The sequence below is a fragment of the Pseudomonas sp. BF-R-19 genome, assembly GCF_019956445.1.
In the GTDB taxonomy this organism is placed as follows: domain Bacteria; phylum Pseudomonadota; class Gammaproteobacteria; order Pseudomonadales; family Pseudomonadaceae; genus Aquipseudomonas; species Aquipseudomonas fluorescens_BH.
In genome coordinates this window covers 1-24,295 of sequence record NZ_JAHBDN010000090.1, presented here as the reverse complement: position 1 = coordinate 24,295, position 24,295 = coordinate 1, and the positions used below count along the sequence as shown (strand labels likewise).

Here is a 24,295-nt window from a genome sequence, read left to right as displayed (position 1 = left end):
CTCGCGATGGCGGAGTGTCATTCAACATAGATGTCGACTGTTCAGCCGCCATCGCGAGCAAGCTCGCTCCCACAGGGTCCGTCCCACAGGATCCGTGTTAAACCAGCCGAGAGGAGTTGCAGCAATGACCCGTCTAACTGCCAAAGACTTCGCCCCTGAACTGCTGGAGCTGTACGACTACTACGCCCACGGCAAGATCAACCGCCGAGAGTTTCTCGACCGCGCGGCGTTGTTTACCTTCGGCGGTTTGACCGCTGGAGCCCTGCTCGTCGCGCTAAGCCCCGACTATGCGTTGGCCGAGCAGGTCTCGTTCACCGATCCTGACATTGTTGCCGAGTACATTACCTACCCGTCGCCCAAGGGCCACGGCCAGGTTCGCGGTTATCTGGTGCGTCCGGCCAAGGCCACCGGCAAAGTGCCGGCGGTGGTGGTCGTGCACGAAAACCGCGGGCTCAATCCCTACATCGAAGACGTGGCCCGGCGTCTGGCCAAGGCCGGTTTCATCGCCTTGGCCCCGGATGGCCTGAGTTCGGTCGGCGGTTATCCCGGCAATGACGACAAGGGCCGCGAGCTTCAGGCGAAGGTCGACCCGGAAAAGCTCATGAACGACTTTTTCGCCGCCGTAGAGTGGATGATGAAACACCCTGCCGCCACTGGAAAAGTCGGCATCACCGGGTTCTGCTACGGCGGTGGCGTGACCAACGCCGCCGCCGTGGCCTATCCGGAACTGGGAGCCGCCGTGTCGTTTTATGGTCGCCAGCCAGCGGCCGAGGACGTGCCCCGCATCAAGGCACCGGTGATGCTGCACTACGGCGAGCTGGATACGCGGATCAACGAAGGCTGGCCCGCCTACGAGAAAGCCTTGAAGGCCGGCGGCAAGACCTATGAGGCCTACATTTACCCGGGCTGCAATCATGGTTTTCACAATGACTCAACACCGCGCTTCGACGAGGAGGCGGCCAAGCTGGCGTGGGAACGGACGTTGGAGTGGTTTCGCAAGTATCTGGTTTGACCAGAGGTTGAGGGCAGCAGGACTGGCCCCTTCGCGAGCAAGCCCGCTCCCACATTGGATCTCTGTCGTACACAGATTTTGTGTTCACTGGAGATCCCCCTGTGGGAGCGGGCTTGCTCGCGAAGGCGATCTTAAGGCCGCAGCAGTTATTTCGGCTGAGCCACGGTCCGCAGATACGGCTTCAGGGTCTTGAAGCCATCCGGATATTTCTTCTTCGCGTCTTCGTCAGACACCGAGGTCGGAATGATCACGTCTTCACCCGGCTGCCAGTTCACCGGCGTGGCGACGGTGTGCTTGGCGTTCAGTTGCAGAGAGTCGAGCAGGCGCAGCACTTCATCGAAATTGCGCCCGGCGCTCATCGGGTAGATCAGCATGGCCTTGACCTTCTTGTCCGGGCCGACGATGAACACCGAACGCACCGTGGCGTTGTCCACTGCCGTGCGTGCGCCGCCGCTGGCATTGGGGTGGATCATGTCGTAGAGCTTGGCCACCACCAGGTTTTCGTCGCCGATCAGCGGATAGTTGACCGCCGTGCCCTGGGTCTCGGCGATGTCGCCGACCCAGCGGTTATGGTCGCTGACCGGGTCGACGCTGAGGCCGATGACCTTGGTGTTGCGCTTGTCGAATTCCGGCTTGAGTTTGGCCAGGTAACCCAGTTCGGTGGTGCACACCGGGGTGAAATCCTTGGGATGGGAAAACAGGATGGCCCAGCCATCGCCGATCCATTGGTGAAAGTTGAGGGTGCCTTCGGTGGTGTCGGCGCTGAAATCCGGTGCTTCGTCGCCAATGCGGATAGCCATGTTCGATCTCCTTGCAGTGATGGACAGGGACGCCGTCAGGGCAACGAATGCGCTTCAAACGGCATGGACGCGAGACAGTATAGGAGAGGTTCGACGACTCGCCGCAACGCTTGGAACAAGTCGTTAGCCCACCAGCGCAATCAGTTGCTGACGCTGGGCATCGGTCAGCATCGGGCCGAAACCGGCCCGGGCATTTTCCGCCATGTAGCGCGGGTTGCCGGTGCCGGGAATCACGCAGGTCACCGCCGAATGCGACAGCAGGAACTTCAGCGCCAGTTGCGGCCAGCTCTTGACCCCGACTTGCGCCGCCCAGCCTGGCAGCGGTTTATCTTTCAGTTTGGCCAGCAAGCCGCCACCGCCAAACGGCCGGTTGCAGATCACCGCCACGCCTCGCTCGCGACACAACGGCAGCAGGCGTTTCTCTGCGCCGCGATCATCCATGGCGTAGTTGATCTGCAAGAAATCCAGCGGCTCGGCCTTGAGTACCGCTTCCACTTCTTCATAGGCCGACGCCGTGTAATGGGTGATGCCGATGTAGCGGATGCGCCCTGCTTCCTTCCAGTGGCGCAGGGTCGGCAGGTGCGTCTGCCAGTCCAGCAGGTTGTGGATCTGCATCAGGTCGATCCGGTCGGTCTGCAACAGGGCGAAGGATTGTTTCATCTGCGCGATGCCTTCTTCGCGGCCCCGGGTCCACACCTTGGTGGCCAGGAAGGCCGGCGAGCGCGGTTCATGGATCGACAGCAGTTCGCCGATGACCTGTTCGGCGCGACCGTACATCGGCGAGCTGTCGATCAGCTTGCCACCCTTGTCGAACAAGGCATCCAGCACCGCGGGCAAGTCCTTGTAAGCCGGTTGCGAAGGCTCGACATCGAATCCGCGGTAAGTGCCCAACCCTACGATCGGCAAGGACTCGTTGCTGGAAGGAATGGCACGGGTCTGCATGGTCTTGCCTCCTGTTCCCGTCGACGTCTCGGGTTGTGCACCCACCGGACCGAACGTGAAGACCGCCGAAGCACCGGCAGCCAGCGTGAGTACTTTTCTACGGGTGTAACCCTCAGGATGGCTCATAAAACGTTTCTCACCAGTCGCCGGGGTCCGAGCTGTTGCGCCGACAACCCGGATACCCCGCGCCAAGGGTCGATTGACTACACTCAAGAAGCCTTGCGCTAGCCACTTGCAAACCCCGAGCCGTCAATGCCGCCCACTAACGTTAGTCGAATGTCGCGCACCCTGGTGTTACTCGTCGTCATCGTCGCTGCGTCGTACCTGGCGTTGTGCGTGGCGCTGTTCGTGTTCCAGCGGGCGCTGATTTATTACCCGCAACCGCGCGCCATCGGTACCGCCGGGACGCTGCTCACCCTGCCGGTCGCCGACGCACAGGTGCTGGTTTCCATCCGACCGCACGAGGGTCCCAACGCACTGATTTATTTTGGCGGCAATGCCGAAGACGTCTCACGCAACCTGCCCGAGTTCTCCCAAGCGTTCCCGGAATACGCGCTGTACCTGCTGCATTACCGTGGTTATGGCGGCAGTTCCGGCTCGCCTTCCGAAGAGGCCATTGCCCGCGATGCCATCACCTTGTTCGACCAGGTGTATGCCAGCCATCCGCATGTGGCGCTGGTCGGACGCAGCCTGGGTTCCGGGGTGGCCGTGCGCCTTGCCAGCGAGCGCCCGGCCGCACGACTGGTGCTGATCACGCCCTATAACAGCCTCGAAGGGCTCGCCGCCCGCCAGTTCCGCTGGTTTCCGGTGCGCTGGTTGTTGAAGGACAAATACCCGTCCTGGCAGTACGCCGCCCGCATCACGGTGCCGACACTGTTGATCGCGGCCGAGCATGACGAAGTGATTCCGCGCCCGAGCACCGAGCGTTTGTACACACACTTCGCCAAAGGCGTGGCGACACTGCAGGTGATACCGGGGACGGGGCATAACTCGATCGGCGAAAGCCCTGAATACCTCAAGGCGTTGGAGGGTGGGTTGTAGCAAGCAAAGTAGAACGTGGCGACCATTGGTCCGAGATTATGTCTCCTTCCAATAAAAACATATTTTTATGCCTATATTGATATTGTCGAATGTTCCCACTCTCAGAGGGTGCCGTCATGAATATCAAAACCCTGGCTTTGCTCCTGCTGGCTTTGTGTGCGCAACCGGTCTGGAGCCAGACGCCTGCCGCGTCTCCCGCCTCTGCCGACAGCCCCGCACTGACCACGCGCCTGGCCGAGCGTGACCTTTGGGTCGAACACATTTTCTGGATCAGAAACTACGTGCTGGCCAATCAATCCGCCGACAAAAAGCAAGCCAAAGTCGCGGCGGACCAGGTGGTCGACAACGCCACCAAAATCGCCAACAGCATCGCCCCGCTCTACGGCCAACCGGCGGCGGATCAACTGCTCAAGCTGCTTGCCGGCCATTGGGGCGCGGTGAAACACTACAGCGATGCCACCGTCGCCAAAGACGCCAAGGGCAAGCAGGCCGCCGTCACCGAGTTGACCAGCAATGCCAAGGCGATTGCGGCTTTCCTGGCCACGGCGAACCCCAATCTGCCTGAGGCGACACTGGTGACGATGTTGTCAGCCCATGGCGGTCACCACATCACCCAGATCGATGAATTCGCGGCACATGATTACGCCGGCGAAGCCCGTACCTGGGCGATGATGCGCACGCACATCCTGGCCCTGGCCGACGCGTTGACCGGCGCGCTGGTCAAGCAATTCCCGGACAAGTTCTGATATCGCGCGAGGGCACACCATGCTGGAAGGACTGGGCCGAACACAGCAGGACCTGCTCAATGCACTGCTGCACCATGGGGGCGGCATGAGCATTGACGAGTTGGCTGAACACCTGGCCGTCACGCGCACCGCGATCCGCCAACACCTGGCGGCGCTGGAGCGTGACGATCTGGTGCTGCGCGGCGACACCCGTCCGACGGGTCGTCGCCCCGAGCAGCTGTATCGGCTCACCGACCACGCGCGGGAGCAGTTCCCTCGCCACTATCAGCTACTGGCCAGCGTTTTGATTGATGAAGTCGCCGCCATCATCGGTCCTGAAGCCATGGCCTCGCTGATGCGCAGCATGGGTCGCAAACTGGCTTTGGACCGAGAACAACAGGTCGTGGATGAAGCCAGGATCGTCCAGCACATGAACCAGGCGGGTTACGAAGCCGAGGTGTTTTTTCGCTCAGGCGACACCCCGGAAATCGTCGCGCATAACTGCGTGTTCCATCGCCTGGCCGCCGAGCACCCGGTGGTCTGCGAACTGGACCTGGCCTTGATCGGCGCGTTGGGCGGCGGTGAAGTCGAGCACAGCGAGTGCATGGTGCGTGGCGGGCATGTCTGTCGCTTCAGGCTGCGACCGAGCGAAACCCCGGACGTCTCGACTGACGCTGCTCCAGCCGATACCGATCAGCCTGCCTAGCGCTTGCGTGACAGCCGTTGCTGCCAGTTTCCGGCGTTGTCCCGCTGGCAGGCTTCTTCAGAGTCGAACAGTACATGGGCCGCCACCGGGCCGAGCTGAACCTGCGCCTCACCCAGGGCCATGGCGGTGAATTCGACCATGCGTTCGCCCTGCCCCTTGGCCAGCGCCTGCTCCCTGTTGGCCTGAGTATCGAAGACCCAAACCACCTTTAGGCTGCCCGGAAACCGGGCGTAGTCGGCGACATGGGTCAACCACTGAAACCCGACGATTTCCGCTTTGGCCGTCTCGCACGCTTCGGTCAGGGTGGCGACCAGACGCCGTTCGATATGCGCCTGATCGCGTTTGCTTAAACCCATGGTTTGATCCTTGTCTGGGGCGAAAAAGTCCCATCATACAGACCCGATGCCCCCCCTCCTTCGTCGGGCTCATGGCTACGCCCGCAAATAGACGGTTGTCCGCCGTGAACCTTGTTTCAAGGCACCAGTCATAGCCCAGCGCTTTTCCCCACTTTCTTCGTTGTCATCTCATCAGAGTTGTCCGTCCATGCGCCAAACTGTCGTTGCCTTGCGCTTTTCTTCGCTGTGCCTGTTTTCCCTGCTCCCCGTTTTTTCAAGCCCCGCCCACGCCGATGGGCAACGGCAACTGGTAGACGCCATCAACGACTATCGCGCCCATCCGCAACGCTGCGACCGGCGGCCGACGCAACGCTTATCCCCCCTGACACTCAAGTCGAACCTGGCCCTGCCCGTTGGCTATGGCGGTGGGTTGCGGGACCGGTTAAAGGCTTCCGGCTATCAGGCAACCATGGTGCGGTCCATCCGCGTGGTGGGTGCACGGGATGCCGAAGAAGCCTTCGATATGTTCCAGGACGAGCACTGCGCCGCGCTGCTCGACAACCAATACGCCGACATCGGCGTCAGCCGCGCCGGGAGCGAGTGGCAAGTGGTGCTGGCGCGGCCAGTGCTCGACGGGAAAACCGGCGATCCGCGCAGCGCCGCACAGGCGTTGCTGGCGCAGGTCAACGCAGCCCGGGCCAAGCCGCGCATGTGTGGTCGCCAGCGTTTTGCCGCCGCGCGGCCGCTGTCCTGGAGTGCAGCCTTGGGCTCCGCAGCACAAAGCCATAGCAAGGATATGGCCTACGGCAACTATTTTGCCCACCAGGACCCCGACGGTGACATGCCCTCCGATCGCGCCAGGGCCGCTGGCTACCGTGGCCGGCAAATCGGTGAAAACATCGCCGCTGGGCAAGGATCGCCCAGCAAGGCCATGGCCGGCTGGCTCGCCAGCCCCGGGCACTGCGCCAACCTGATGAACCCGATGTTCACCCAGGTCGGTGCCGCTTACGCCGCCAACGCGCGCAGCGACAACGGTGTCTACTGGACGATGTTGTTTGGCGCGCCTTGAGCCGCTGACCGGACTCACTTTGCAGGCATTAAAAAGCCCGCACTGAGCGGGCTTCGTGGGTGAATGTAACAAGTAGGTGGCCGGTGCTGGTCTCCGGCTTACAAGGTTTATCAGGCCTCCCACAAAAGAGTCGTGAAACTGTAATGGAACTCTTCTGCTTCACACGGCATAAGGGCTGGATCCCAGCGCGGGGATCTTTCTAACCGTGTACCCTTCGGAACGCGCCCCACGTCTCCTTGCTATCCTTTTGCGCATCAGTCTGCGTCTTCACCTACAGTTTTGAGGATAGCAAAACAGGAGCGATTGCCAACCGGGCTTTTAGACCGATTTCGACCAGCAGAAAACATGGCTGGACGGAAAAATACTATCGATCCAGGGATGACATTACATGGATGAGTTTCACCGAGGCAGTTGCCTCTGCGGCGCCGTCAAATATCGCTTGTCGACCGAGCTGAAAGCCGTCACCCATTGCCATTGCAGCCAATGCCGAAAGGGCCATGGGGCTGCGTTTGCAACCTATGCCAGCGCGCCCGCCTTGGCGCTAGCCATCATGACCGGCGCAGATTCACTGCAAGCGTATGAATCGTCCAGGGGTGTCACGCGGCAGTTCTGTTCTCACTGCGGATCTTCACTGTTCTGGACTGACTCGACAGGACAGTTTTCCGAGTGGGTTTCGATTGCCCTCGGCACGCTGGATACGCCGCTACGAACACGCAAGCAAAAACATGTTTGTGTCGGCTCGAAAACGGATTGGTACGACATCAACGATCAGCATCCACAAACGGACTGAGTGGTGTGAGCTTGCTCCCACAGTGATTTCGGTTGCTCGCAGATTTTGCGTACACCCACTAACCCTGTGGGAGCGGGCTTGCTCGCGAAGGCGTCCTTACAGCCAGCATCGGTGTGACTGACCCACCGCTATCGCGAGCAAGCTCGCTCCCACATTGGTTTCGACTGCTCGCAGATTTTGCGTACACCCACTAACCCTGTGGGAGCGAGCTTGCTCGCGAAGGCGTCCTTACAGCCTGCATCGGCGTGACTGACCCACCGCTATCGCGAGCAAGCTCGCTCCCACACAGGTTGTACCTGGTGACCTGGCTGGAGAGCCTCACGAAGGCCTACGCACCACCCTCACCTTGCCGCTATCGCCGCCACCGCAGAACAACCGCTCGCCACCATCGGACTCAAGCCCCGACACGCCCACGCCTTCGGGCATTTTCAGGCTCTGCAGCACTTCGCCCGATTGCGGATCGATCCGGCGCAGCTCGCTTTCATCGCCTTCCCACGTACCGTGCCACAGCGCACCGTCCACCCAGGTCACGCCGGTGACGAAACGGTTGGATTCGATGGTGCGCAGGATCTTGCCGTTCTCGGGGTCGATCTGGTGGATCTTGCGTTCGCGGTACTGGCCCACCCACAACGTCCCTTCGGCCCAGGTCAGCCCCGAATCGGTGCCTGCGCCGGGGGCAGGAATGGTCGAGAGGATACGACCGGTGCGGGGGTCGATCTTGTGGATGCGGTCTTCGGCGATCTGGAACAGGTGCTCCCCGTCAAACGCGGTGCCGGCATGGGCAGCGACATCGATCGAGCTCAGCACCTTGCCGCTTTCCGGGTCCAGGGCGTTGATTTTGCTGTTGCTTGCGAACCAGACCTTTTCGCCGTCCCAGGTGACGCCGCACACATGATCGACATCGGCAAACGGGCCATATTCACGAATGATTTCAGCAGTTGCGTGTTTCATCTGGCATTCCTCGATGGGGGTTGGTGGCGTTCATCCTAGCCACCGGGCAGCGGTGCCGGGAGTAACAAGGTCGTCGCGAATCCCGGCACGGGTGGCGTCATCCAGCGCCGCGCGCGGCCACGGCCAAACCACTGCACCTTGCCCTGCTCCGCCAGCGTATCGAGCGCCCGTTGCACTGTACGCTGGCTGGTACCCAGCGCCAGTGCCAGGGCGGAACTCGACCATGACTCTCCGTCGGCGAGGCAGGCCAATACCCCGGCAAATTTCTCCTCGACCGGTTGCGCCAGCGCCACCACCTCCGTACACACCGACGATTGCAGGGCATAACCGCGGGCTGTCGCTATGACGTCGGCCAACGGCTTGAGTGCCTTACGCAGTCTGCCGATTTCCACGCGAAGCCGGGCGCGATGGGATTCATCCGAGAGCTTCAAACGGAACGCCCGGGCGATCAGCGTTTCCCGCGCAACGTCGGCGGGCCATGCTTCGGCCAACGCACGGGCGAGCACGAACAGGATCGGCCGCGTCACCAGCGGCACCGACATGCCACAGCCGTGCACAACGTACCGGCAGGCATCCACCACCAGTGACGTTGAACAGAACAACGCCTCAACGTCATCGAGCAACAGCGGCCGTACTTCACCCTGGGCAATCAGGCGTGCGGCGGGGGCATCCAGCAGATACGCAGCGTGCTGGACCTCAGCGATCAGCGCGGCAATCCCGGTTTGACCGGCAGCCTGCCCGGCCCTGTTCAACGCCTCCCGCGCCGCGTGCGATTGCAGGCGTCGAATGGCGATCCCCGCCAGCAGCAGTTCATGGGTTGCCCGCAAGGCTGGCGGCAATGGGTCGGGGTCGAGTTCGGCCAATAACTGCTGCGCCTCATCGAGCTGACCAATCAGCAGCAAACGACGGATTTGCAGATAGCGCGCATGGGCGGCATTGACCCGGTCACCGTGGTGTTCAAGGGTGACTCGCGCCGTTTCGAGCGCCTTGACCGGCCACCCGAGCTCCCGCGAAGCCAGGGCGATTTCGGCCTCGGCCACCACACATCGCGCTCGGGCCAGCACTTCCCTGGGCGCAAAGGCCCGTTGCGCGCGCTTGAGCAGCGCCCTGGCCCGCACCAGATCGCCCAGTTGCGCCATGGCGATACCGCGCAGGGCCAGGGCCGGCGCATCGTCGCGCAAGGCCACGCGGTCCAGTGCGCCCAGCGGATTGCCCGCCGCCAGTGCCTCTGCGGCGGCCGTAATCATCGAGTCCATGGAAATCCCGCCACGCTTGTCACTCCCATTATCTGACACCCGGGTTTAGTCTAAATCACGACCTTTCACCAGGAGCGCACAACGATGAACACCCACAAAACCGCGACCCGGGACCAATGGCTGGCGGCACGCCTGCAACTGCTCGAAGCGGAAAAGGCCCTGACCCGACGCAGTGATGAAGTGGCCAGGCAACGCCAGGCATTGCCTTGGGTTCGCCTCGACAAGACGTACCGCTTCGATACCGACAGCGGCAGCGCCACCCTGGTCGAACTCTTTCAAGGGCGCTCGCAACTGCTGGTCTACCACTTCATGTTCGGCCCCGACTACACCGCCGGCTGCCCGTCCTGCTCAGCCATCGCCGATGGCTTCGACCCCGTCGTCGTCCACCTGGCGAACCACGACGTGACCCTGATGGCCATATCCCGCGCGCCGTTGGCGAAACTGCAGGCCTACAAGCGCCGAATGGGCTGGACCTTCCCCTGGGCCTCCGCCGCCGACAGCGATTTCACCGCCGACTTCAACGTCTACTTCACCGAAGCCCAGCAGCGTGAAGGGCTGGTCGAATACAACTACCAGCGCGGCGGCCATGCCATGGACGCCAGTGAAATACCGGAACCGGTGAAACAGTTCGCCGCGACCTGTGGTACCGATGCGCCGACCTACACCCGCGACCGGCCGGGGTTGAGTACGTTTGTATTGGAGGACGGCGAGATCTATCACACCTATTCCACCTACGCGCGTGGCCTGGACGGATTGTGGGGCATGTACCAATGGCTCGACCGCGCGCCCAAGGGCCGCAATGAGACGGGGCCCTGGTGGCGTCGGCATGATGAGTACCAGTGAGCGGCAGCGGTATCACTGAATGCCGATGAGGACATCCGCCAGCTTGTCTATCAGCGCAGATCTGGTCTGCGAGACTACGTTTTGCAAGATCATGCAAGGTTTGCAGGAAAGCGCACCTTATCTGTCGTGCAAATGCTTTTTCAAGAACGACCGGGTTCGTTCCTGGACAGGGTTTTGCAGGATCTCTTGCGGCGCCCCTTCTTCTACTACAACCCCGCCGTCCATAAAGACAATCCGGTCTGCAACTTCGCCTGCAAAGCGCATTTCATGAGTGACGATCAACATTGTCATGTGCTCCGCAGCGAGTTGTTTCATGACCTGGTTGACCTCTTCGACAAGCTCAGGGTCCAGTGCCGATGTAGCTTCATCGAACAGCATGACCTTTGGCTGCATCGCCAGTGCCCTTGCTATGGCAACGCGCTGTTTCTGTCCACCCGACAGGCGAGAAGGATACTCATCGAACTTGTTGGCCAATCCAACTTTTGACAAGTACTCCATTGCCAAATCACGAGATGCTTTTTTTGTAAGCCCCTTGAGTTTTATCGGACCAAGAGCGATGTTTTCATATACGGTCAAGTGCGGAAACAGATTGAAGTGCTGAAATACCATGCCCATCTGCTGACGCACGGCATTTATATGTTGTTCAAACGCACGACCTTTCAATGGTCGATTGACTTGTTCACCCTCTAACCAGATCTCGCCATCATCAAGCACTTCCAGGTGGTTGATTGACCGCAGCAGCGTGCTTTTGCCAGATCCACTTGGGCCGATGATGGCGACGATTTGTCCGCGAGATACGGAAAGATCGATTCCCTTGAGTACTTCAAGTGCTCCGTAAGCCTTGCGAGCGCCCTTCACCTCAACCATGAATTCTTTTCTGATCATCGTGACATCTCTACCTTGTTTTCGAGAAGATGCAGGCCGGCTTCGAGAACAAGATTGGCTGCATAATAAATAACCGCAACAGTCAGATAAAACTCAAACGGGCTATAGGTTTCGCTTACGGCAAGCTGCGCGCTGTACACCAACTCCGCAATACCGATTATGGAAACCAGAGAGGTATCCTTTAAAAGGACAATCAGATTATTTCCCAGCGGTGCAATAGTCCTGCGAAGCGCTTGCGGCACGATGATGTAACGCTGGGTCTGCCCACGGCTGAAGCCAATAGACCGGGCACCCTCAATCTGACCAGGGTCTACTGACATCACGCCGGCACGAATGACGTCGGCGTTATAGACGGCGAAATGCAGGCTAAGACCTATGATGCCTGCCACCAGCGCAGGAATATCGATCCCTACTTGCACAAGACCATAATAAATCACGTACAACTGAAGCAGGAGTGGAGTCCCCATGAGCAACCACGTAATGAAGCGCACGGGTAGAGCCAACAACTTAGGCGCATAAAGAACAATGAGTGCAAAGGCTACCCCTGCCATCAAACTCAATACGCTGGAGCTTAAAAACATTACAACCGTCCACCAAAGACCCGTCGCCAGCAGCTCGGAATAAGGTGCAACTATACTAAGATCCAGGCTTTGCATTTTAACGATCTCACCTTGCCGCGAATCGGTTATCGAGATAGTCAACAATAAACCTGACGAAGTAGACCATCACGATGTAAAGCAGAGCAGACATCATGAACATTTCAAAAGGTTTGAACGTTGAGCTAATAAAGCGTTGCGCTGTATATGAAAGCTCAACAACCGAGATCGTCGACACCAATGCAGAACCTTTGACAAGTGCGACAGCGTTAACGCCTAGCGGCCTTATCATTAATTTTGCAGCTTGTGGCAGCGTGATAAGCCATAAGGTTTGACCACGCCCGAAGCCAATTGAACGTGCAGCTTCTTCCTGGCCGGGGTCAACGTTGATGATTGCGCCACGAATAGATTCCGCCATGTAAGCAGCGATGTTCAGGCCCAAGCCGATTACGCCCGCAGCAAATGGCTCCAGTTCAAGCCCGATCTGCGGCCCACCAAAGTAAATGATGAACAGCTGAACCAGGCATGGAGTGCCGCGGAAAACGCTTATGTAGATTCTTGCGAGGTATCGAAATATGAGAACAGTGGACAACCGCGCTGCAACCAGCACGATAGCGACCAGCAAACCAAGTAGAAGTGCGAGTACAGAGATCTGCACCGTAATCCAGGCTGCCTCCAGGAAAAATGGGAATGTGCGCTGTATGAGTGTCAGATCCATGGGAACGCTCAGAAAAGTCCGATTGGCCGGCCCGACGATCAGTCGAGCCATGCTGAATACGAATTAGCGAATATCGTTGCCAATCCACTTCATCGAGATCTTTTCGTAGGTGCCATCGGCGAGCATATCTTCAAGCGCCTTTTGCATCGTCGCCTTGAGTTCAGGGTTATTTTTGCGCAACGCAATACCCATTCCTTCAAGAGCACCATCGCTATCCGGTGGAGTAATGATGCGAACCTTCTGGCCGGTTTCCTTGACGGCGACCAATACTGGAACACTGTCCATCACAATCGCATCGATACGTCCGGCGTCCAGATCGACAAGCATTTCGGGAAGACCTTTATACGCTCTCACCTTCAGGTTGCCCCGAGCCCTGGCCCATTTATCGTGTGCATCCCCGAGCGTTACGCCAACAGTTACATCTTTAAGATCATCAAGGCTTTTGATCGAAGAGCTGTCCTTCACTACGATCGTTCGGCCAGCGTGGTAATAAGGCCCGACAAAATCCACTGCTTTCTGGCGCTCCGGGGTAATGGTCATCGAAGCGATGATGGCGTCATATTTTTTCGCGAGAAGACCCGCAATTATCCCGTCGAATGGCGTAGTAATGATCGTCACTTTTACCCCCATCCGCTCAGCCAGCGCCTCGCTGATGGAGGCGTCGAAACCGACAATCTGGTTCTGCTCGTTTGCAAAGCTGAAGGGCGAGTATTGACCGCTCATCGCGATACGGATCTCTTTGGAATCCTGGATCGACTTCAAATCATCAGCGTGAACAACTGAGGTGGAAAGTAGCGCCGCAGCCGCCACAGTGGAGGCGACAATCAAACCCTTGAGCTTTTTAGTTAGCATTGGATGGCACCTTCGAAGAATTATTTTTTATTTTCCTTGGGCTATTCACCCGGGCTTCACGAAGAGCTTTGCATAGCCCATTTTGGAAAGCACCAAGCAAGGTGCCAGCCTGACTGACACATTGCCGGAGTTGGCCGACACTATGTCGGGTAGCCTTGGAAAGCTCGTTCTGAAACACCGACACATGCGACAAGACTGAGCTGGTAGTTCACGCCAGACCACTTGTCGCACGCCCCGAAGTCTACGATTTACTGGAGTGCGGCCTTAAAACTTTCGTCCAGGACCTCAAGCAAAAAATCAGCATTTGAATGACTGAAAATCATGGAGGGACGCATTTTCAAAACATTGTCATGTGGGCCTTCAGTACCGATCAAAATGCCTCGCTCCCTGGCACCATCGGCTACTTTCCTGGCCAGCGCCGTGGCTGGAACCTTCGTTTTACGATCCGTGACAAGTTCTATTCCAAGAAACAGACCCAGCCCGCGCACATCGCCTATTGCATCGTATCGCTGCTGCAGCTTACGGAAGCCATCGAGCAAGTAGTTACCCACCGTCAGTGCGTTGAGTTTCAAGTTATCGCGCTCAATCACATCGAGCACGGAGAGCCCTACAGCACATGAAACCGGACTGCCGGCAAAAGTATTGAAGTACTCCATGCCATTGTTGAAGCTGTCTGCAATTTCCCGCGTGGTCACCACCGCCGACATGGGATGGCCGTTGCCAATGGGCTTGCCCATGGACACCGCATCGGGCACCACACCCTGGGTTTCAAAAGCCCACCAGTGGCTGCCTACACGACCAAAGCCGACCTGGACTTCGTCAGCCAGGCAAAGACCGCCTTCTGCACGCACCATCGCATAGACTTCTTTCAAGTAGTTTTCCGGGAAGAACAGTTGCCCGGCGACACTGGGAATGGACTCCGCCAGGAAGAACGCCGGCGCCCTGCCCTGCTTGCGCATGAGCTCGATCTGATCCGCCACGCTCTCGGCGTAACGCTTGCCAAGTTCCTCGAACGCCCACTGATCCACACCACGGTAGGCATCCGGGACGGCCGCCTCGAACACATGGTCTGCGCGCCCTTTACCGGCTTTACGCTTGTATTTGTAAGGGCTCAGGTCGATCAGTTCCTGGGTAGTGCCGTGGTAAGCCCAATCCAGTACGATCGCATCGTTACGCCCGGTATGATTGCGCGCCATACGCAGCATGAGGCTGTTTGCTTCACTTCCCGAACAACCGAAGGAAGCGACCGCCAGACCTTCAGGCAAAGTGGTGGTGAGCCGCTCTGCATACTCGACGATATTGTCGTGCAGGTAGCGCGTGTTGGTGTTCAGGCGTGAAGCCTGGCGGGAAAGCGCTTGCACCACGTCCGGATGAGAGTGGCCGAGATGACAGACGTTATTGAAGCAGTCCAGATACGCCCTACCAAAGTTATCGATCAACCAGACCCCATCACCGCGAACGAACTTGATCGGATCTGAATAGGAAATCGACAAGTTTGGGAGCAACAACTCCTTACGCTTCGCAACAATCTCTGCCTTGGTGCGCCCGTCCCGGCTGTAGGTTTCCGGAGGAATCCCCGCAAGAGCCGACGCGTCGGGGAAAATGTCGGCCCATACCTCAAGATAAGCCCGTTCACCTACGCCGATGAACTCGCCCGCTTTCAACCCGGTGTCAGTGGACATTTGAAAATGCACATGGGGGATCCACCCACCATTTTCCGTGTCCTGCCCCATGTACCCTACAAGCGCACCAGCCTCAAGGTGGTCCCCGGGTTTCAGGCGAGCCAGAGCTTCATGAGCCATGTGCCCCCACAGCGTCAGGAATGGCGGGCAACCTTCAGGCGAGTGTTCGAGCATGATCAAACCACCATAGCCAAGCGGCTCGTGCTCGACTTCGACGCTCTGCACTACACCGGCAACAGGCGTATAGAGAGGCGTTCCAGCGGGCATGATCAAGTCGACACCAACGTGAATGATCCGGCGCTTCCCTTCAATGAAGCGTGATTCAAACGCCGTATCGGTGTAGATGGTTCTTTCCTCGCCCCATGGCCCGATACCGAGCGGCACTTTGTGTTCGGCAGAAAAATCATTCCACCACTTCGTTGCCTCTGCTGGACGCTGCTCGGCTGAAGCAATAGTCATCACATGGTAAGCATCTGCGAACGGTGCAATAGCCTTGTTCATGGTTGCAGCAGATGGACGCACGATATCCGCGAAGGACTTACTGTTTTCGGTAACCCAGCGGCGAACCGCACCAGCGCCTTCGATCGCGTCAAAGCCACAGGCTTTACGCAGGATCGCTGTCGCCAGTCGGGGGTTCATGCGATCCATCCTCTCCAGAAGGCGCCAGGCCGGCGCTTCGCTGATGCCAAGGTAGGGATTGTCCTGCGTCTGGTCGTATCGCGATGCCGACAAGGTGACGCTCGTGAGCAGGCGCATCGCAATGAGATTGAAGAGGACGTCAAGCTCGTCCGGCTGCAGAGGGTACTTCTCATGGAAACCGGCCGTGAGGGCGGCGGCCGCGCCGATTGGATCTTCCATGTCGAGAATGGAATAGGCGCAGGTGATGGCTACTTCGGCAATCAGAATCGTGTGGACCGCATCGCCAAAATCGATGACGCCCGAGACTTTCTGATGATTGCGGGAGTCGACGAGGATATTCCAGTCATTGCCGTCATTGTGAATGACTTGTGCACGCAGACGCGAAAGCTTCGGTTGAACCGTTTTTTCGAAACGCTCAATGAACCGTTCCAGAATTGCCCTTCTGTCAGGATCTTTCACGAAGTGCAGGCGTGATTTCGAACGTGCGGCGTGACGCAAATCCCAATCGAGATCGCGTACCGCGCCTGGATGCATGAAACCTTGAAGTGCACGATCTATCTCACCGAACGATTGGCCAAGGCTGCGCATCAATCCGAACGTACGCTTGACCTCGGCAAGCGGCGTTCCGTGCAACCAGCTTACCAGGCGCACCGCATGGGTTTCGCCGGTGTGCGCTACTGCCGAGGCCAGATACTCACCCGCAAGGCTTTTCTTGAGAAAAGGCACGGTAAGCTCGGGACTGTTACTGGCCAGATGACTGAGAATGGCCGTCTGAAACTCGCTTTCAACTCGCGGCTCGGTCGAATTGACGACTTTCAGAATCCATCCCGCATCGGTTCCAGTGTTCAACCGGTAGTTGCGGTCGCGCTCGCCATCCAGCGGCGTGGCCGTACCGATAACGTTGAAAAGCTGCTCACTCAGTTTTTCGGCATCCCCTGTCGAGAACTGGGGAGCGGGATGGGAAAGATTTGTCATGGTAGTTGTTTTCCAAGCCATTTTTTTCAGATAGCTTGGCACGCAAAGCCTTGGACGGCAGTAGGTATACGGTCGGCTTTAGCCTGCATATTGTCGGAATTGACCGGCACAATTTCGGTAGCACAATTAGGGAGTTCTGATGCGCGACCTGGACACGAAAGATCGCGAAATACTCGAAATTCTTTCCAAAGAAGCTCGAATTGCCCTGAAGGCCCTGGCAGCGAGAATCGGGCTTTCAAGAAGTGCTACCAGTGAACGAGTCATCAACCTTGAACGCAATGGTGTGATCAGAGGCTACCGAGCTGATATCGGCGAAATCGATGCCAACGTGATTCGCGCAATCCTTCTTGTATGCCTGAAACGCACACCAGCCATCAGCTTGCTGGACCTGCTTGCCCAAAACTCACAGGTACGACGAGTCTCCTCGGTCAGTGGCCAGCTCGATCTGGTCATTGAGGTCGAATCGCGAACCATTGATGACCTGAATCGAGTCAGAGATGCAGTAGCCAGTCACGAATCCGTTGAAGACATCACCACCGCTGTCGTTCTGCGCCGCGATATTGATCGGCAGAGCTCCTGATTTGGCTGGGGGGAGAAGACTTGAGACCAACTCCCCACCAAAGCCCCCTCCCCCTCGATTCATGAGCAATCCGGCAACAGTGTTTATCCCGCCGACCGATATTTGCGCCCCTGCCAAACGCCTAACATCGGCTCTACCCAAGCGAGTAAAGCCAAACAGGCGCAATCCACTCACGCGGGAGAAATCCTTCTAGGGATAACGCTTTTACCACGAGGTGAAGATCATGAAACTGCTGAAAGTCGCACTCTTGTTAGCGCTTGGCACCGCCGGCACCCAGGCCTTTGCAGACGACAGCCACTCGGCTGCCGCCACCGGCCAACCGCCGATTGAAACCTACACATACGGCACCAGGCTTGATATCAAACGCGTCATCGAAGTCTCGGAAATCGCCAATGAATGCGGCCCCGTCCCGGCGCTCATGACCTACGAAGATTCCCAGGGTCAACGCCGCACTATCGAATATCAAGTCATGGGCAGCGGATGCTCGAACAGTTGAACACTGTATGGACGATGGAGGGTCGACACTCCATGCGTACAGCGCCAGCCACAACGCTACACAGATGCACCGACAATTTTTTCATCAGCCGCCAGCAACCCCGGAATGGAATGCTTCAGAAATTCCACCCAGGTTTTTATTTTTGCATCCACGAACTTGCGTGACGGGTAGATCGCAAACAGGTTCAGCTCTTCAAGCCGATACCCCGGCAATACCCGCACCAACGTCCCCGCCCTCAGGCCTTCAACGGCCGAAGCAATCGGCTGAATGCCAATCCCCATCCCGTTCTTGATCGCGAATGTCATGGCGTCCGCCGTGTTGACGTGAAAGGGCGACGCCGGTGCGCTGAACGTCTCTATCCCCTGCGGACCTTCAAATACCCAGTTCTCGACCGGCATGACTGTGTTGACGATTCGCAGGCAATCATGGCCGCCAAGCTCACTCGGCGACTCGGGAGTCCCGCGTTGGCTCAGGTAGGCCGGCGAGGCGCAGAGAATGCTGTAGGTGATGCCCAGCCGCTGGGCGACGAATCCGGAATCGGGCAGATCCCGCGCCAGCACAATCGACATGTCATAGCTTTCCTCGAGCAAATCCGGCAGCCGATTGGTCACGGTCAGGTCAAACAGAACCGAAGGATAGGTTTCTCTGTAGCGGGCAATGGCGCCGATCACGTAATGGTTGCCGATGGCCGACATGGCATGGATTTTCAGTCGTCCTGCGGGCATGACCTGAGCGGTGCCCGCCTCTTCGTCGGCTTCGCGCATGTCCTGCAGAATCCGCTCGCAGCGCTGCAAATAGCGCACACCGGCTTCGGTCAGTGCCAGGCGTCGGGTGGTGCGGTTGATCAGCCGCGTTTGCAGCCGGGCCTCCAGGCTGGAAACGGCTTTTGAAACGTTGGTCGTAGTGGTGTCCAACATCGCGGCCGCTGCAGTGAAGCTGCCGCTTTGGGCCACCGCCGCGAAACAGCGCAGGGTCTGGAAAACATCCATCGTTTTCACCTCAAGGGATAGGCAAGCAGGACGGCCCCGTGACGAACCGCCCTGGTGTCGGCAACTACTGCTTGCGCGGAATGAACCCGGGGACACCGGTTTCAACCACCGAGTTGAAGCGTATACGGGTTGTGATGTCTTGTTGAATCTCCACCATGGCCCTGTGCGGCAAGGTCGAGATATCGATGTTTTCCCGGATATGGCTCGGCGTTGCCGAGGTGGTCAGGAACGCCACCCCGCGTTGTACCGACCAGGCCAGCGCGACTTGGGCCGGGGTTTTCTGCACGTGCCGGGCGATGCCGGTAAGCACCGGGTCTGCCAGCACATTCGGTTCCATGCCATGCCCCAGTGGCGCGAACGCCAGCACGATGATCCCGTGCTCCTTGCAGAACTCGAGCAACTCCCACTCCGGCAAATAAGGGTGGGCCTCGACCTGCACCACGGCGGGTTTTATCCGGGCGACGGCGACCAGCGCCTGCAGCACCTGCAGCGTGATGTCGGACACACCGATGGACCTCGCCCGTCCCTCGTCCACCAGCCGCTCTAGCGCCCGCCACGTCTCGATCAGCGTCACGCCGTCGTCGTAGATGACATTGCCCTGCTCGTCCCGCGGGTCCTGGTTGTCGCCGGGTTGAAAGGCAAACGGCGTGTGGATCAGGTAGCAGTCGATGTAGTCCACTTGCAGGCGCTGGCAACTGGCTTCGAACGCGGGCTCGACGCGCTCCGGACGATGGTTGGTGTTCCACAGTTTGGTGGTGATGAACAGCTCCTCGCGGCGGACTTTGCCGGCCTCCTGCACCTCCTTCAGTGCAACGCCAACCTGTGCTTCGTTGCGATAGCGCTCGGCACAATCGAAATGGCGGAAACCGGCGTCCAGAGCTTCCTTCACCGCTTCAGTCGTGGTGACGAGATCACGGAACAAGGTCCCGAATCCAGCCGCCGGCATCTCGACCGCCCCATGGTTGAGCGTGAATCGGGTCTCGCGCAGTCCGTCGTGAAAGGCTTCATAGGTCATGTCATTACTCCAGGCCGCTGCCGTTATTGATACGAAGGTTTCTGCCCGTCGCCGGACGCCACGCGTTGCTCGAAGGCACCGACTGCGTTGCCGCCCAGCGCAATGAACAGCTGCACGGTGTCGAGGTACTGCGCGGTATTCACGCGGATCTGCCCCAGCAGCGCCTGCTCGTAGGCACGCTCCGCTTCCAGGACCTGGAGGATGCTGTTCTCGCCTTGTGCAAAGGCTTGCTGGTTCAACTGCAAACTGGATTCGGCCGCGCGCAAGGCATCGGTCTGGGCCTGGTGCTCCTCGGCGTCATGGTTGATCGCCTGCAAGGTGTCGGCGACCTGTCCGAACGAGGTGATGACCGTTTGCTGGTAACCGGCGAGCGTCGCCTTGTAACCGTCGACGGCAGCCTGTTGTTCAGCCTTGAGCGTGCCCCCATCGAAGATCGGCCCGGCCAGCCCCGCAGCGAAACCCCAGAGTGCCGCGCCGCCATTGCCGGAAGCCGCCTGCGCCAGGGACGCTGACAGCGTGACATGGGGATAGAGGTTCGCCGTCGCCACGCCCACCGCCGCGCTGGCCATGTGCAGTTGCGCCTCGGCTTGCAGCACATCCGGCCGGTCGTGGGCCATCTCCGAAGGCAGGCTCACCGGCATGTTCGACGGCAGGGCAAACTCGCTCAAGTCGAAGTCGGGAGCGACCCAGTCCGCTGGCCCCTTGCCCGTCAGAATCGACAATGCGTGGCGTGCCGCATCGCGCTGTTGAGCGAGGGGCGGCAGCAAGGTGCGGTCCTGGGCGAGACGGGTCTCGGCCAGTGACACATCGATCTGCGTGGTGGAGCCGTTAAGGTGGGCCATGCGCACCAGCTCAAGGTTTTTCGCGTCATTGGCCAGCAGCTTTTCCACGGCCTGTATCTGCGCGTTGGCGGAGGCCACCAGCAGCGCCTGGCTGGCGACGTTGCCGGTCAGGGTCAGGTACGCCGCTTCGTAGCGGTGCCTTTGCAGGTCGGTAAACGCCTGCTGTTGTTCAACCAGCCGCTTGTTGCCGCCGAACACATCAAGGTCGAACCCCACCCTCGGTCCTATCGCGTAGAAATTGGCGATGGAGGGTTCCCTGGCGTTGTGCAGCCGTTGACGACCGGCCACCGCAGCGAAATCGACCTGCGGATACAGCGCACCCTGCGCCGCCGCAACAGAAGAAGCGGCTTGCCGGATCGTTGCATCGGCGGCCACCAGATCCAGGTTGCCGTCGATGGCACGCCGCACCACGCGGTCGAGTTTCGGCGAGCCAAAGGCCGTCCACCAGTCGCCATTGACCTTGTTGCCGAGGTCGATGCGAGGGTTGCCACCCTGGGCCAGACGCTGCTCGGCCTGTGGGTCATAGTGCTGCGAGGCACTCGTCGCCGGTGCTTGATAGTCGGGGCCAACGGTGCAGGCGGTCAGGAAGGCAAGAAGCGACAACCCCGCGAACTTCGTTTGCAACAGATAGCGGTTGAGGACCAGCGCATAAGCATTCATTAGGCAAACTCCACGAAAACTAATTGGCCGCAACGGGCTTGCGAAGAAACAACACCAGCGGGCTCACCACCAGCATCACCACCATCAGGATCTTGAACTGGTCGATCACGGCGATGAACGCGGCCTGGCCGGTGATCATTTCGTTGAGTCCTTCGAGCACCTGCAAGGGCGCCGAGGCCAGCGAATGCGCAGCGGCGCGGTAGGGCGTCAGGTTGCTGACCAGCGCCATGTGCATCGCCTGGGTGTTGTTGAAGAAGAACAGCTGCACGATCGCCACGCCCAGCGTGCTGCCGTAGACACGGGCCAGATTGAACAGGCCGGTGCCTTCGGGGCGCAGCGTGGGGTCGAGCGTACTGAACGCGACTTTGGTCACCGCCGGCATCAGGATGCCCAGGCCCACGCCCTGGATCGCACCGGCGACGGCCACGGGCCACTCGTCCATCAGCGGCGAATAGCCGAGCATCAGCCAGTTGGCATAGATCACGATGGCGACACCAGCCGCCACAAAGAGGCGACGGTCGAAGCGCTCGGGCAGCCGCCCCATCAGCAGAAAGGCGCCAACCAGACCGATGCCACGGGGAATCGTCAAGGCGCCGGTGGTGTCAGGCGGGTAGCCGAGAATCTCGTCCAGCATCGGCGACGTCAGGGCCATGGTCGACAACAGCACGAAACCGAGGGCGAAAAAGATCACCGTCGACAACACGAAGTTGCGGTCCTTGAACAGGCGCTTGTTGAGGAAATGCACCTTCGAGGTCAGCACATGCACCACGAACAGGTAGATCCCCAGCGCAGACGCCACGGCTTCCAGCCAGATCTCGGGCGAAGCGAACCAGTCCAGGCGCTCCCCCCGGTCGAGCAGCATTTGCAGGCTGATCATGCCGAGGGTGAAGGTGCCGAAACCGAAGAAATCGAACGCCGGCGGTTTCTCGGCCTTCTTCTCGGTCAGCAACAGCGCCGCCACCAGGAAGATAAACGCCGACAGTGGCACGCTGAGATAGAACATCGGCCGCCAGCCAAAATGCTCGGCGATCCAGCCACCGATACTCGGGCCGCTGACGATGCCGAACAGCACGATGGCGGTCCAGCTCGCGCCAAATTTCCCACGCTTGTCCAGCGGCAAGGTTTCCAAGGCAATCGCCATCGACAACGGTGCCAACACGCCACTGGCGATGCCTTGAACGATGCGCGCCCCCACGAACTCCAGCGGCGTCGTTGCCGCCGTGGCGAGCAGCAAGCCAAGGACAAAAAAAACCAGCGCTGCCTGATACACCCACTTCAAGCCAAAGCGCCCGGCCAGCCAATTCGCGAGCGGCATGCTGATCGCACTCGCGGCCAGGTACGCGGTGAAAATCCAGCCCGCCTGGTCGTCGCTCATCGACAGGCTGCCCTGAATCAACCTGAGTGCCGCGTTCGGCAGCGGCAGATTCGCCGACTGCATGTAGGTCGCCAGCAAGGCGGCGAACCTGAGCGAACGTGCGCCCTCCCCACCGGGGCTTACCATCGATTGGCTATTCATCAGGAGTTACCTGCGCTCAGCAACGCCTTGAGCGGGTGCCACCAGGGGCTTTGAAACCGGGTGTCGATCCGCACCGTGGCGCTGGTCCCGGAAAACAGCGGCAGCGTCGGGTCCACTTCGTCGAGCTCAAGCCGTACCGGCACCCGTTGCGTCACCTTGACCCAATTGCCGGTGGCATTCTCCGGCGGCAGCAGCGCGAAATCCGACCCGGCCCCCGGGCTCATGCTGGTGACGTGGGCCTTGAACACGCGATCCGGGTAGGTATCGATGCGAATGGTGGCTTCCTGGCCCGGGCGCATGTGGGTCACGTCGGTCTCGCGAAAGTTGGCCTCGATCCAGATCTCGTGACCGGACAACAAGGCAAAGGCCGGCGCGCCGCTGTTGACATGGTTGCCCAGCTGCAGGTCGTCGACCTTGGCCACGATGCCATCCTGCGGCGCATACACGGTGGTGTACGAGAGGTACAACTGCGCCTCGTCGAGTTGCGCCCTGGCCTCGCGCACCGTCGGGTGAGTGTCGGCATCGATGTCCGGATTGCCGTTCAAGGCAACCACGGTGCTGGCGATCTGCTGCTCGATGGAGGCGATGCGTTGCCGCGCCACTTTCACGTCGGTGTCGGCGCGTTCGTAGATGGACTTCGACACGAACGCCGAGGCGATCAGGGCCTTCTTGCGGGCAAAATCCTTTTGGTCGAAGTCAGCCGACTCTTTTGCCGATTGCAGTTCCGCCTGTTGCTGGCGGTAGCTGGCCTTGAGCCCGTCGATACGCAGCCGCGCCACGCTGAGCTGCGCCTGGGCGCGGTCGACGGCGATCTGGAAGGGTTTCGGGTCGATCCGGAACAGCACCTGGCCCTTGCGGACCTGCTGATTGTCCTCGACGGCGATCTCTACCACTTGCCCGGAGATCCGCGCATTGATCGCTGCCTTCGCCGCCCGGGCGTAAGCGTTATCGGTGGAAACATAAGCCTGCCCCGACACATGGTGGGCATAGCCCAGCGTCGCGAAGAGGATGGGAACACCCACCATCAGCCAGGGACGCAAGGTCTGTTTCAGCGGTTTTCTGGTGGGCGCGCCGACCGGGTTGGGGCCAGGCTGCTCGAAGGTCTGTGAAGCCGGGATATCGAACGATTTGGTCATGATCGAGTACGCCTTTAGCCGGGTAATCGGGCCGACGTCGGCAAGCATCGCCAGCGGCCCGCAGGTCAATAACTGCTGTAAGGAAGCAAGCCCGTGCGCGGCCGGGAGGATCGCTCCCGGCGCGTCGGTTTCGTCGCCGCAACACTCAGTTCGCGCTCGGCTACAACAAACCCTGGTACAAGGAATTTCTGATTCCTTAATTTTGTGCGATGGTGTAAGAATATCCCTCGACCCACCCTCCCAC

The 24,295-nt window shown here is 59.5% G+C and carries 24 protein-coding genes and 1 pseudogene; 9 read left to right on the top strand and 16 right to left on the bottom strand.

Going from position 1 to position 24,295, the window contains the following annotated elements:
* Positions 1-124 precede the first annotated feature (124 nt).
* A complete protein-coding gene (gene yghX / locus KGB28_RS25505; protein ID WP_223448360.1) occupies positions 125-1,012 on the top strand; it encodes a YghX family hydrolase in 888 nt (295 codons plus the stop codon).
* A gap of 146 nt (positions 1,013-1,158) precedes the next feature.
* Here the strand turns inward: yghX and KGB28_RS25500 are convergent, their stop codons facing one another.
* Both KGB28_RS25500 and KGB28_RS25495 read right to left on the bottom strand, forming a co-directional pair.
* Positions 1,159-1,812: a peroxiredoxin gene (locus KGB28_RS25500; RefSeq protein WP_223448359.1), complete on the bottom strand. Its 654-nt coding sequence runs from the start codon at positions 1,810-1,812 to the stop codon at positions 1,159-1,161.
* Positions 1,813-1,935: 123 nt separating this feature from the next.
* Positions 1,936-2,880: an aldo/keto reductase gene (locus KGB28_RS25495; RefSeq protein WP_223448358.1), complete on the bottom strand. Its 945-nt coding sequence runs from the start codon at positions 2,878-2,880 to the stop codon at positions 1,936-1,938.
* A 126-nt stretch (positions 2,881-3,006) separates the two neighbouring features.
* Between KGB28_RS25495 and KGB28_RS25490 the strand changes: the two genes are divergently transcribed.
* The 3 genes from KGB28_RS25490 (at position 3,007) to KGB28_RS25480 (ending at position 5,226) form a co-directional block, all read left to right on the top strand.
* Positions 3,007-3,795 (top strand): alpha/beta hydrolase, encoded by a 789-nt coding sequence (locus KGB28_RS25490; RefSeq protein ID WP_223448357.1) that lies wholly within the window; start codon positions 3,007-3,009, stop codon positions 3,793-3,795.
* A gap of 116 nt (positions 3,796-3,911) precedes the next feature.
* Positions 3,912-4,541, top strand: a complete 630-nt coding sequence (locus KGB28_RS25485; RefSeq protein ID WP_223448356.1) for a hypothetical protein — start codon at positions 3,912-3,914, stop codon at positions 4,539-4,541.
* Positions 4,542-4,560: 19 nt separating this feature from the next.
* Positions 4,561-5,226: a helix-turn-helix transcriptional regulator gene (locus KGB28_RS25480; RefSeq protein WP_223448355.1), complete on the top strand. Its 666-nt coding sequence runs from the start codon at positions 4,561-4,563 to the stop codon at positions 5,224-5,226.
* Here the strand turns inward: KGB28_RS25480 and KGB28_RS25475 are convergent.
* Positions 5,223-5,582 carry a hypothetical protein gene (locus KGB28_RS25475; RefSeq protein WP_223448354.1) on the bottom strand — a complete coding sequence of 120 codons (360 nt, stop codon included), beginning with the start codon at positions 5,580-5,582 and terminating at the stop codon, positions 5,223-5,225. The genes KGB28_RS25480 and KGB28_RS25475 overlap by 4 nt on opposite strands.
* Before the next feature lie 187 nt (positions 5,583-5,769).
* Between KGB28_RS25475 and KGB28_RS25470 the strand changes: the two genes are divergently transcribed.
* Both KGB28_RS25470 and KGB28_RS25465 read left to right on the top strand, forming a co-directional pair.
* The gene (locus tag KGB28_RS25470) at positions 5,770-6,630 is read left to right on the top strand and encodes a CAP domain-containing protein (protein ID WP_223448353.1); all 861 of its coding nucleotides are present in this window, start codon (positions 5,770-5,772) and stop codon (positions 6,628-6,630) included.
* 388 nt (positions 6,631-7,018) lie between these two features.
* The gene (locus KGB28_RS25465) at positions 7,019-7,420 is read left to right on the top strand and encodes a GFA family protein (protein ID WP_223448352.1); all 402 of its coding nucleotides are present in this window, start codon (positions 7,019-7,021) and stop codon (positions 7,418-7,420) included.
* Between the two features lie 61 nt (positions 7,421-7,481).
* On the opposite strand, the pseudogene KGB28_RS31910 reads toward KGB28_RS25465, so the two are convergent.
* From KGB28_RS31910 to KGB28_RS25455, 3 genes and pseudogenes are all read right to left on the bottom strand, one after another.
* Positions 7,482-7,706: pseudogene (locus KGB28_RS31910) on the bottom strand (hypothetical protein); the annotation flags it as partial.
* A gap of 32 nt (positions 7,707-7,738) precedes the next feature.
* Entirely contained in the window at positions 7,739-8,371 is a 633-nt protein-coding gene (locus tag KGB28_RS25460; protein WP_223448351.1) for a PQQ-binding-like beta-propeller repeat protein, read from the bottom strand.
* 35 nt (positions 8,372-8,406) lie between these two features.
* A complete protein-coding gene (locus KGB28_RS25455; protein ID WP_223448350.1) occupies positions 8,407-9,627 on the bottom strand; it encodes a helix-turn-helix domain-containing protein in 1,221 nt (406 codons plus the stop codon).
* Between the two features lie 84 nt (positions 9,628-9,711).
* Here KGB28_RS25455 and KGB28_RS25450 point away from each other — a divergent pair, with 84 nt between their 5' ends.
* Positions 9,712-10,470: a DUF899 domain-containing protein gene (locus tag KGB28_RS25450; RefSeq protein ID WP_223448349.1), complete on the top strand. Its 759-nt coding sequence runs from the start codon at positions 9,712-9,714 to the stop codon at positions 10,468-10,470.
* A 117-nt stretch (positions 10,471-10,587) separates the two neighbouring features.
* On the opposite strand, the gene KGB28_RS25445 is transcribed toward KGB28_RS25450, so the two are convergent.
* The 5 genes from KGB28_RS25445 to KGB28_RS25425 form a co-directional block, all read right to left on the bottom strand.
* A complete protein-coding gene (locus KGB28_RS25445; RefSeq protein WP_317853320.1) occupies positions 10,588-11,355 on the bottom strand; it encodes an amino acid ABC transporter ATP-binding protein in 768 nt (255 codons plus the stop codon).
* Positions 11,352-12,011 (bottom strand): amino acid ABC transporter permease, encoded by a 660-nt coding sequence (locus tag KGB28_RS25440; RefSeq protein WP_223448348.1) that lies wholly within the window; start codon positions 12,009-12,011, stop codon positions 11,352-11,354. The genes KGB28_RS25445 and KGB28_RS25440 overlap by 4 nt, the downstream gene beginning before the upstream one ends.
* A gap of 10 nt (positions 12,012-12,021) precedes the next feature.
* Complete coding sequence (locus tag KGB28_RS25435) at positions 12,022-12,669, bottom strand: amino acid ABC transporter permease (protein ID WP_223448347.1); 648 nt, start codon at positions 12,667-12,669, stop codon at positions 12,022-12,024.
* Between the two features lie 63 nt (positions 12,670-12,732).
* Positions 12,733-13,521 carry an ABC transporter substrate-binding protein gene (locus tag KGB28_RS25430; protein WP_223448346.1) on the bottom strand — a complete coding sequence of 263 codons (789 nt, stop codon included), beginning with the start codon at positions 13,519-13,521 and terminating at the stop codon, positions 12,733-12,735.
* 248 nt (positions 13,522-13,769) lie between these two features.
* On the bottom strand, positions 13,770-16,817 hold the full coding sequence (locus tag KGB28_RS25425) for an aminotransferase class III-fold pyridoxal phosphate-dependent enzyme (protein WP_223448345.1): 3,048 nt from the start codon (positions 16,815-16,817) through the stop codon (positions 13,770-13,772).
* 139 nt (positions 16,818-16,956) lie between these two features.
* Between KGB28_RS25425 and KGB28_RS25420 the strand changes: the two genes are divergently transcribed.
* Together KGB28_RS25420 and KGB28_RS25415 are read left to right on the top strand one after the other, a co-directional pair.
* Entirely contained in the window at positions 16,957-17,397 is a 441-nt protein-coding gene (locus KGB28_RS25420; RefSeq protein ID WP_046042440.1) for an Lrp/AsnC family transcriptional regulator, read from the top strand.
* Positions 17,398-17,620: 223 nt separating this feature from the next.
* Positions 17,621-17,893 (top strand): DUF2790 domain-containing protein, encoded by a 273-nt coding sequence (locus KGB28_RS25415; RefSeq protein WP_223448344.1) that lies wholly within the window; start codon positions 17,621-17,623, stop codon positions 17,891-17,893.
* A 56-nt stretch (positions 17,894-17,949) separates the two neighbouring features.
* Here KGB28_RS25415 and KGB28_RS25410 read toward each other — a convergent pair whose 3' ends face one another.
* The 5 genes from KGB28_RS25410 to KGB28_RS25390 form a co-directional block, all read right to left on the bottom strand.
* A complete protein-coding gene (locus KGB28_RS25410) occupies positions 17,950-18,882 on the bottom strand; it encodes a LysR family transcriptional regulator (RefSeq protein ID WP_223448343.1) in 933 nt (310 codons plus the stop codon).
* A gap of 64 nt (positions 18,883-18,946) precedes the next feature.
* Positions 18,947-19,897 carry an aldo/keto reductase gene (locus tag KGB28_RS25405; RefSeq protein ID WP_223448342.1) on the bottom strand — a complete coding sequence of 317 codons (951 nt, stop codon included), beginning with the start codon at positions 19,895-19,897 and terminating at the stop codon, positions 18,947-18,949.
* A gap of 23 nt (positions 19,898-19,920) precedes the next feature.
* Positions 19,921-21,399, bottom strand: a complete 1,479-nt coding sequence (locus KGB28_RS25400; protein WP_223448341.1) for an efflux transporter outer membrane subunit — start codon at positions 21,397-21,399, stop codon at positions 19,921-19,923.
* Between the two features lie 19 nt (positions 21,400-21,418).
* The gene (locus KGB28_RS25395; RefSeq protein ID WP_223448340.1) at positions 21,419-22,915 is read right to left on the bottom strand and encodes a DHA2 family efflux MFS transporter permease subunit; all 1,497 of its coding nucleotides are present in this window, start codon (positions 22,913-22,915) and stop codon (positions 21,419-21,421) included.
* Positions 22,915-24,051, bottom strand: coding sequence for an HlyD family secretion protein (locus KGB28_RS25390; RefSeq protein ID WP_223448339.1), 1,137 nt, complete (start codon positions 24,049-24,051; stop codon positions 22,915-22,917). The genes KGB28_RS25395 and KGB28_RS25390 overlap by 1 nt, the downstream gene beginning before the upstream one ends.
* Positions 24,052-24,295: the final 244 nt, after the last annotated feature.

Excerpts from the sequence above, each read along its gene's own strand:
- KGB28_RS25490 (WP_223448357.1), top strand. The coding sequence starts at position 3,007 with ATGCCGCCCACTAACGTTAGTCGAATGTCGCGCACCCTGGTGTTACTC.
- KGB28_RS25480 (WP_223448355.1), top strand. The coding sequence starts at position 4,561 with ATGCTGGAAGGACTGGGCCGAACACAGCAGGACCTGCTCAATGCACTG.
- KGB28_RS25400 (WP_223448341.1), bottom strand. The coding sequence starts at position 21,399 with ATGAATGCTTATGCGCTGGTCCTCAACCGCTATCTGTTGCAAACGAAG.
- KGB28_RS25445 (WP_317853320.1), bottom strand. The coding sequence starts at position 11,355 with ATGATCAGAAAAGAATTCATGGTTGAGGTGAAGGGCGCTCGCAAGGCT.
- KGB28_RS25420 (WP_046042440.1), top strand. The coding sequence starts at position 16,957 with ATGCGCGACCTGGACACGAAAGATCGCGAAATACTCGAAATTCTTTCC.
- KGB28_RS25485 (WP_223448356.1), top strand. The coding sequence starts at position 3,912 with ATGAATATCAAAACCCTGGCTTTGCTCCTGCTGGCTTTGTGTGCGCAA.
- KGB28_RS25405 (WP_223448342.1), bottom strand. The coding sequence starts at position 19,897 with ATGACCTATGAAGCCTTTCACGACGGACTGCGCGAGACCCGATTCACG.
- KGB28_RS25495 (WP_223448358.1), bottom strand. The coding sequence starts at position 2,880 with ATGAGCCATCCTGAGGGTTACACCCGTAGAAAAGTACTCACGCTGGCT.
- KGB28_RS25435 (WP_223448347.1), bottom strand. The coding sequence starts at position 12,669 with ATGGATCTGACACTCATACAGCGCACATTCCCATTTTTCCTGGAGGCA.
- KGB28_RS25470 (WP_223448353.1), top strand. The coding sequence starts at position 5,770 with ATGCGCCAAACTGTCGTTGCCTTGCGCTTTTCTTCGCTGTGCCTGTTT.
- KGB28_RS25410 (WP_223448343.1), bottom strand. The coding sequence starts at position 18,882 with ATGGATGTTTTCCAGACCCTGCGCTGTTTCGCGGCGGTGGCCCAAAGC.
- KGB28_RS25440 (WP_223448348.1), bottom strand. The coding sequence starts at position 12,011 with ATGCAAAGCCTGGATCTTAGTATAGTTGCACCTTATTCCGAGCTGCTG.
- KGB28_RS25465 (WP_223448352.1), top strand. The coding sequence starts at position 7,019 with ATGGATGAGTTTCACCGAGGCAGTTGCCTCTGCGGCGCCGTCAAATAT.
- KGB28_RS25460 (WP_223448351.1), bottom strand. The coding sequence starts at position 8,371 with ATGAAACACGCAACTGCTGAAATCATTCGTGAATATGGCCCGTTTGCC.
- KGB28_RS25415 (WP_223448344.1), top strand. The coding sequence starts at position 17,621 with ATGAAACTGCTGAAAGTCGCACTCTTGTTAGCGCTTGGCACCGCCGGC.
- KGB28_RS25455 (WP_223448350.1), bottom strand. The coding sequence starts at position 9,627 with ATGGACTCGATGATTACGGCCGCCGCAGAGGCACTGGCGGCGGGCAAT.
- yghX (WP_223448360.1), top strand. The coding sequence starts at position 125 with ATGACCCGTCTAACTGCCAAAGACTTCGCCCCTGAACTGCTGGAGCTG.
- KGB28_RS25395 (WP_223448340.1), bottom strand. The coding sequence starts at position 22,915 with ATGAATAGCCAATCGATGGTAAGCCCCGGTGGGGAGGGCGCACGTTCG.
- KGB28_RS25425 (WP_223448345.1), bottom strand. The coding sequence starts at position 16,817 with ATGACAAATCTTTCCCATCCCGCTCCCCAGTTCTCGACAGGGGATGCC.
- KGB28_RS25430 (WP_223448346.1), bottom strand. The coding sequence starts at position 13,521 with ATGCTAACTAAAAAGCTCAAGGGTTTGATTGTCGCCTCCACTGTGGCG.
- KGB28_RS25500 (WP_223448359.1), bottom strand. The coding sequence starts at position 1,812 with ATGGCTATCCGCATTGGCGACGAAGCACCGGATTTCAGCGCCGACACC.
- KGB28_RS25475 (WP_223448354.1), bottom strand. The coding sequence starts at position 5,582 with ATGGGTTTAAGCAAACGCGATCAGGCGCATATCGAACGGCGTCTGGTC.
- KGB28_RS25450 (WP_223448349.1), top strand. The coding sequence starts at position 9,712 with ATGAACACCCACAAAACCGCGACCCGGGACCAATGGCTGGCGGCACGC.
- KGB28_RS25390 (WP_223448339.1), bottom strand. The coding sequence starts at position 24,051 with ATGACCAAATCGTTCGATATCCCGGCTTCACAGACCTTCGAGCAGCCT.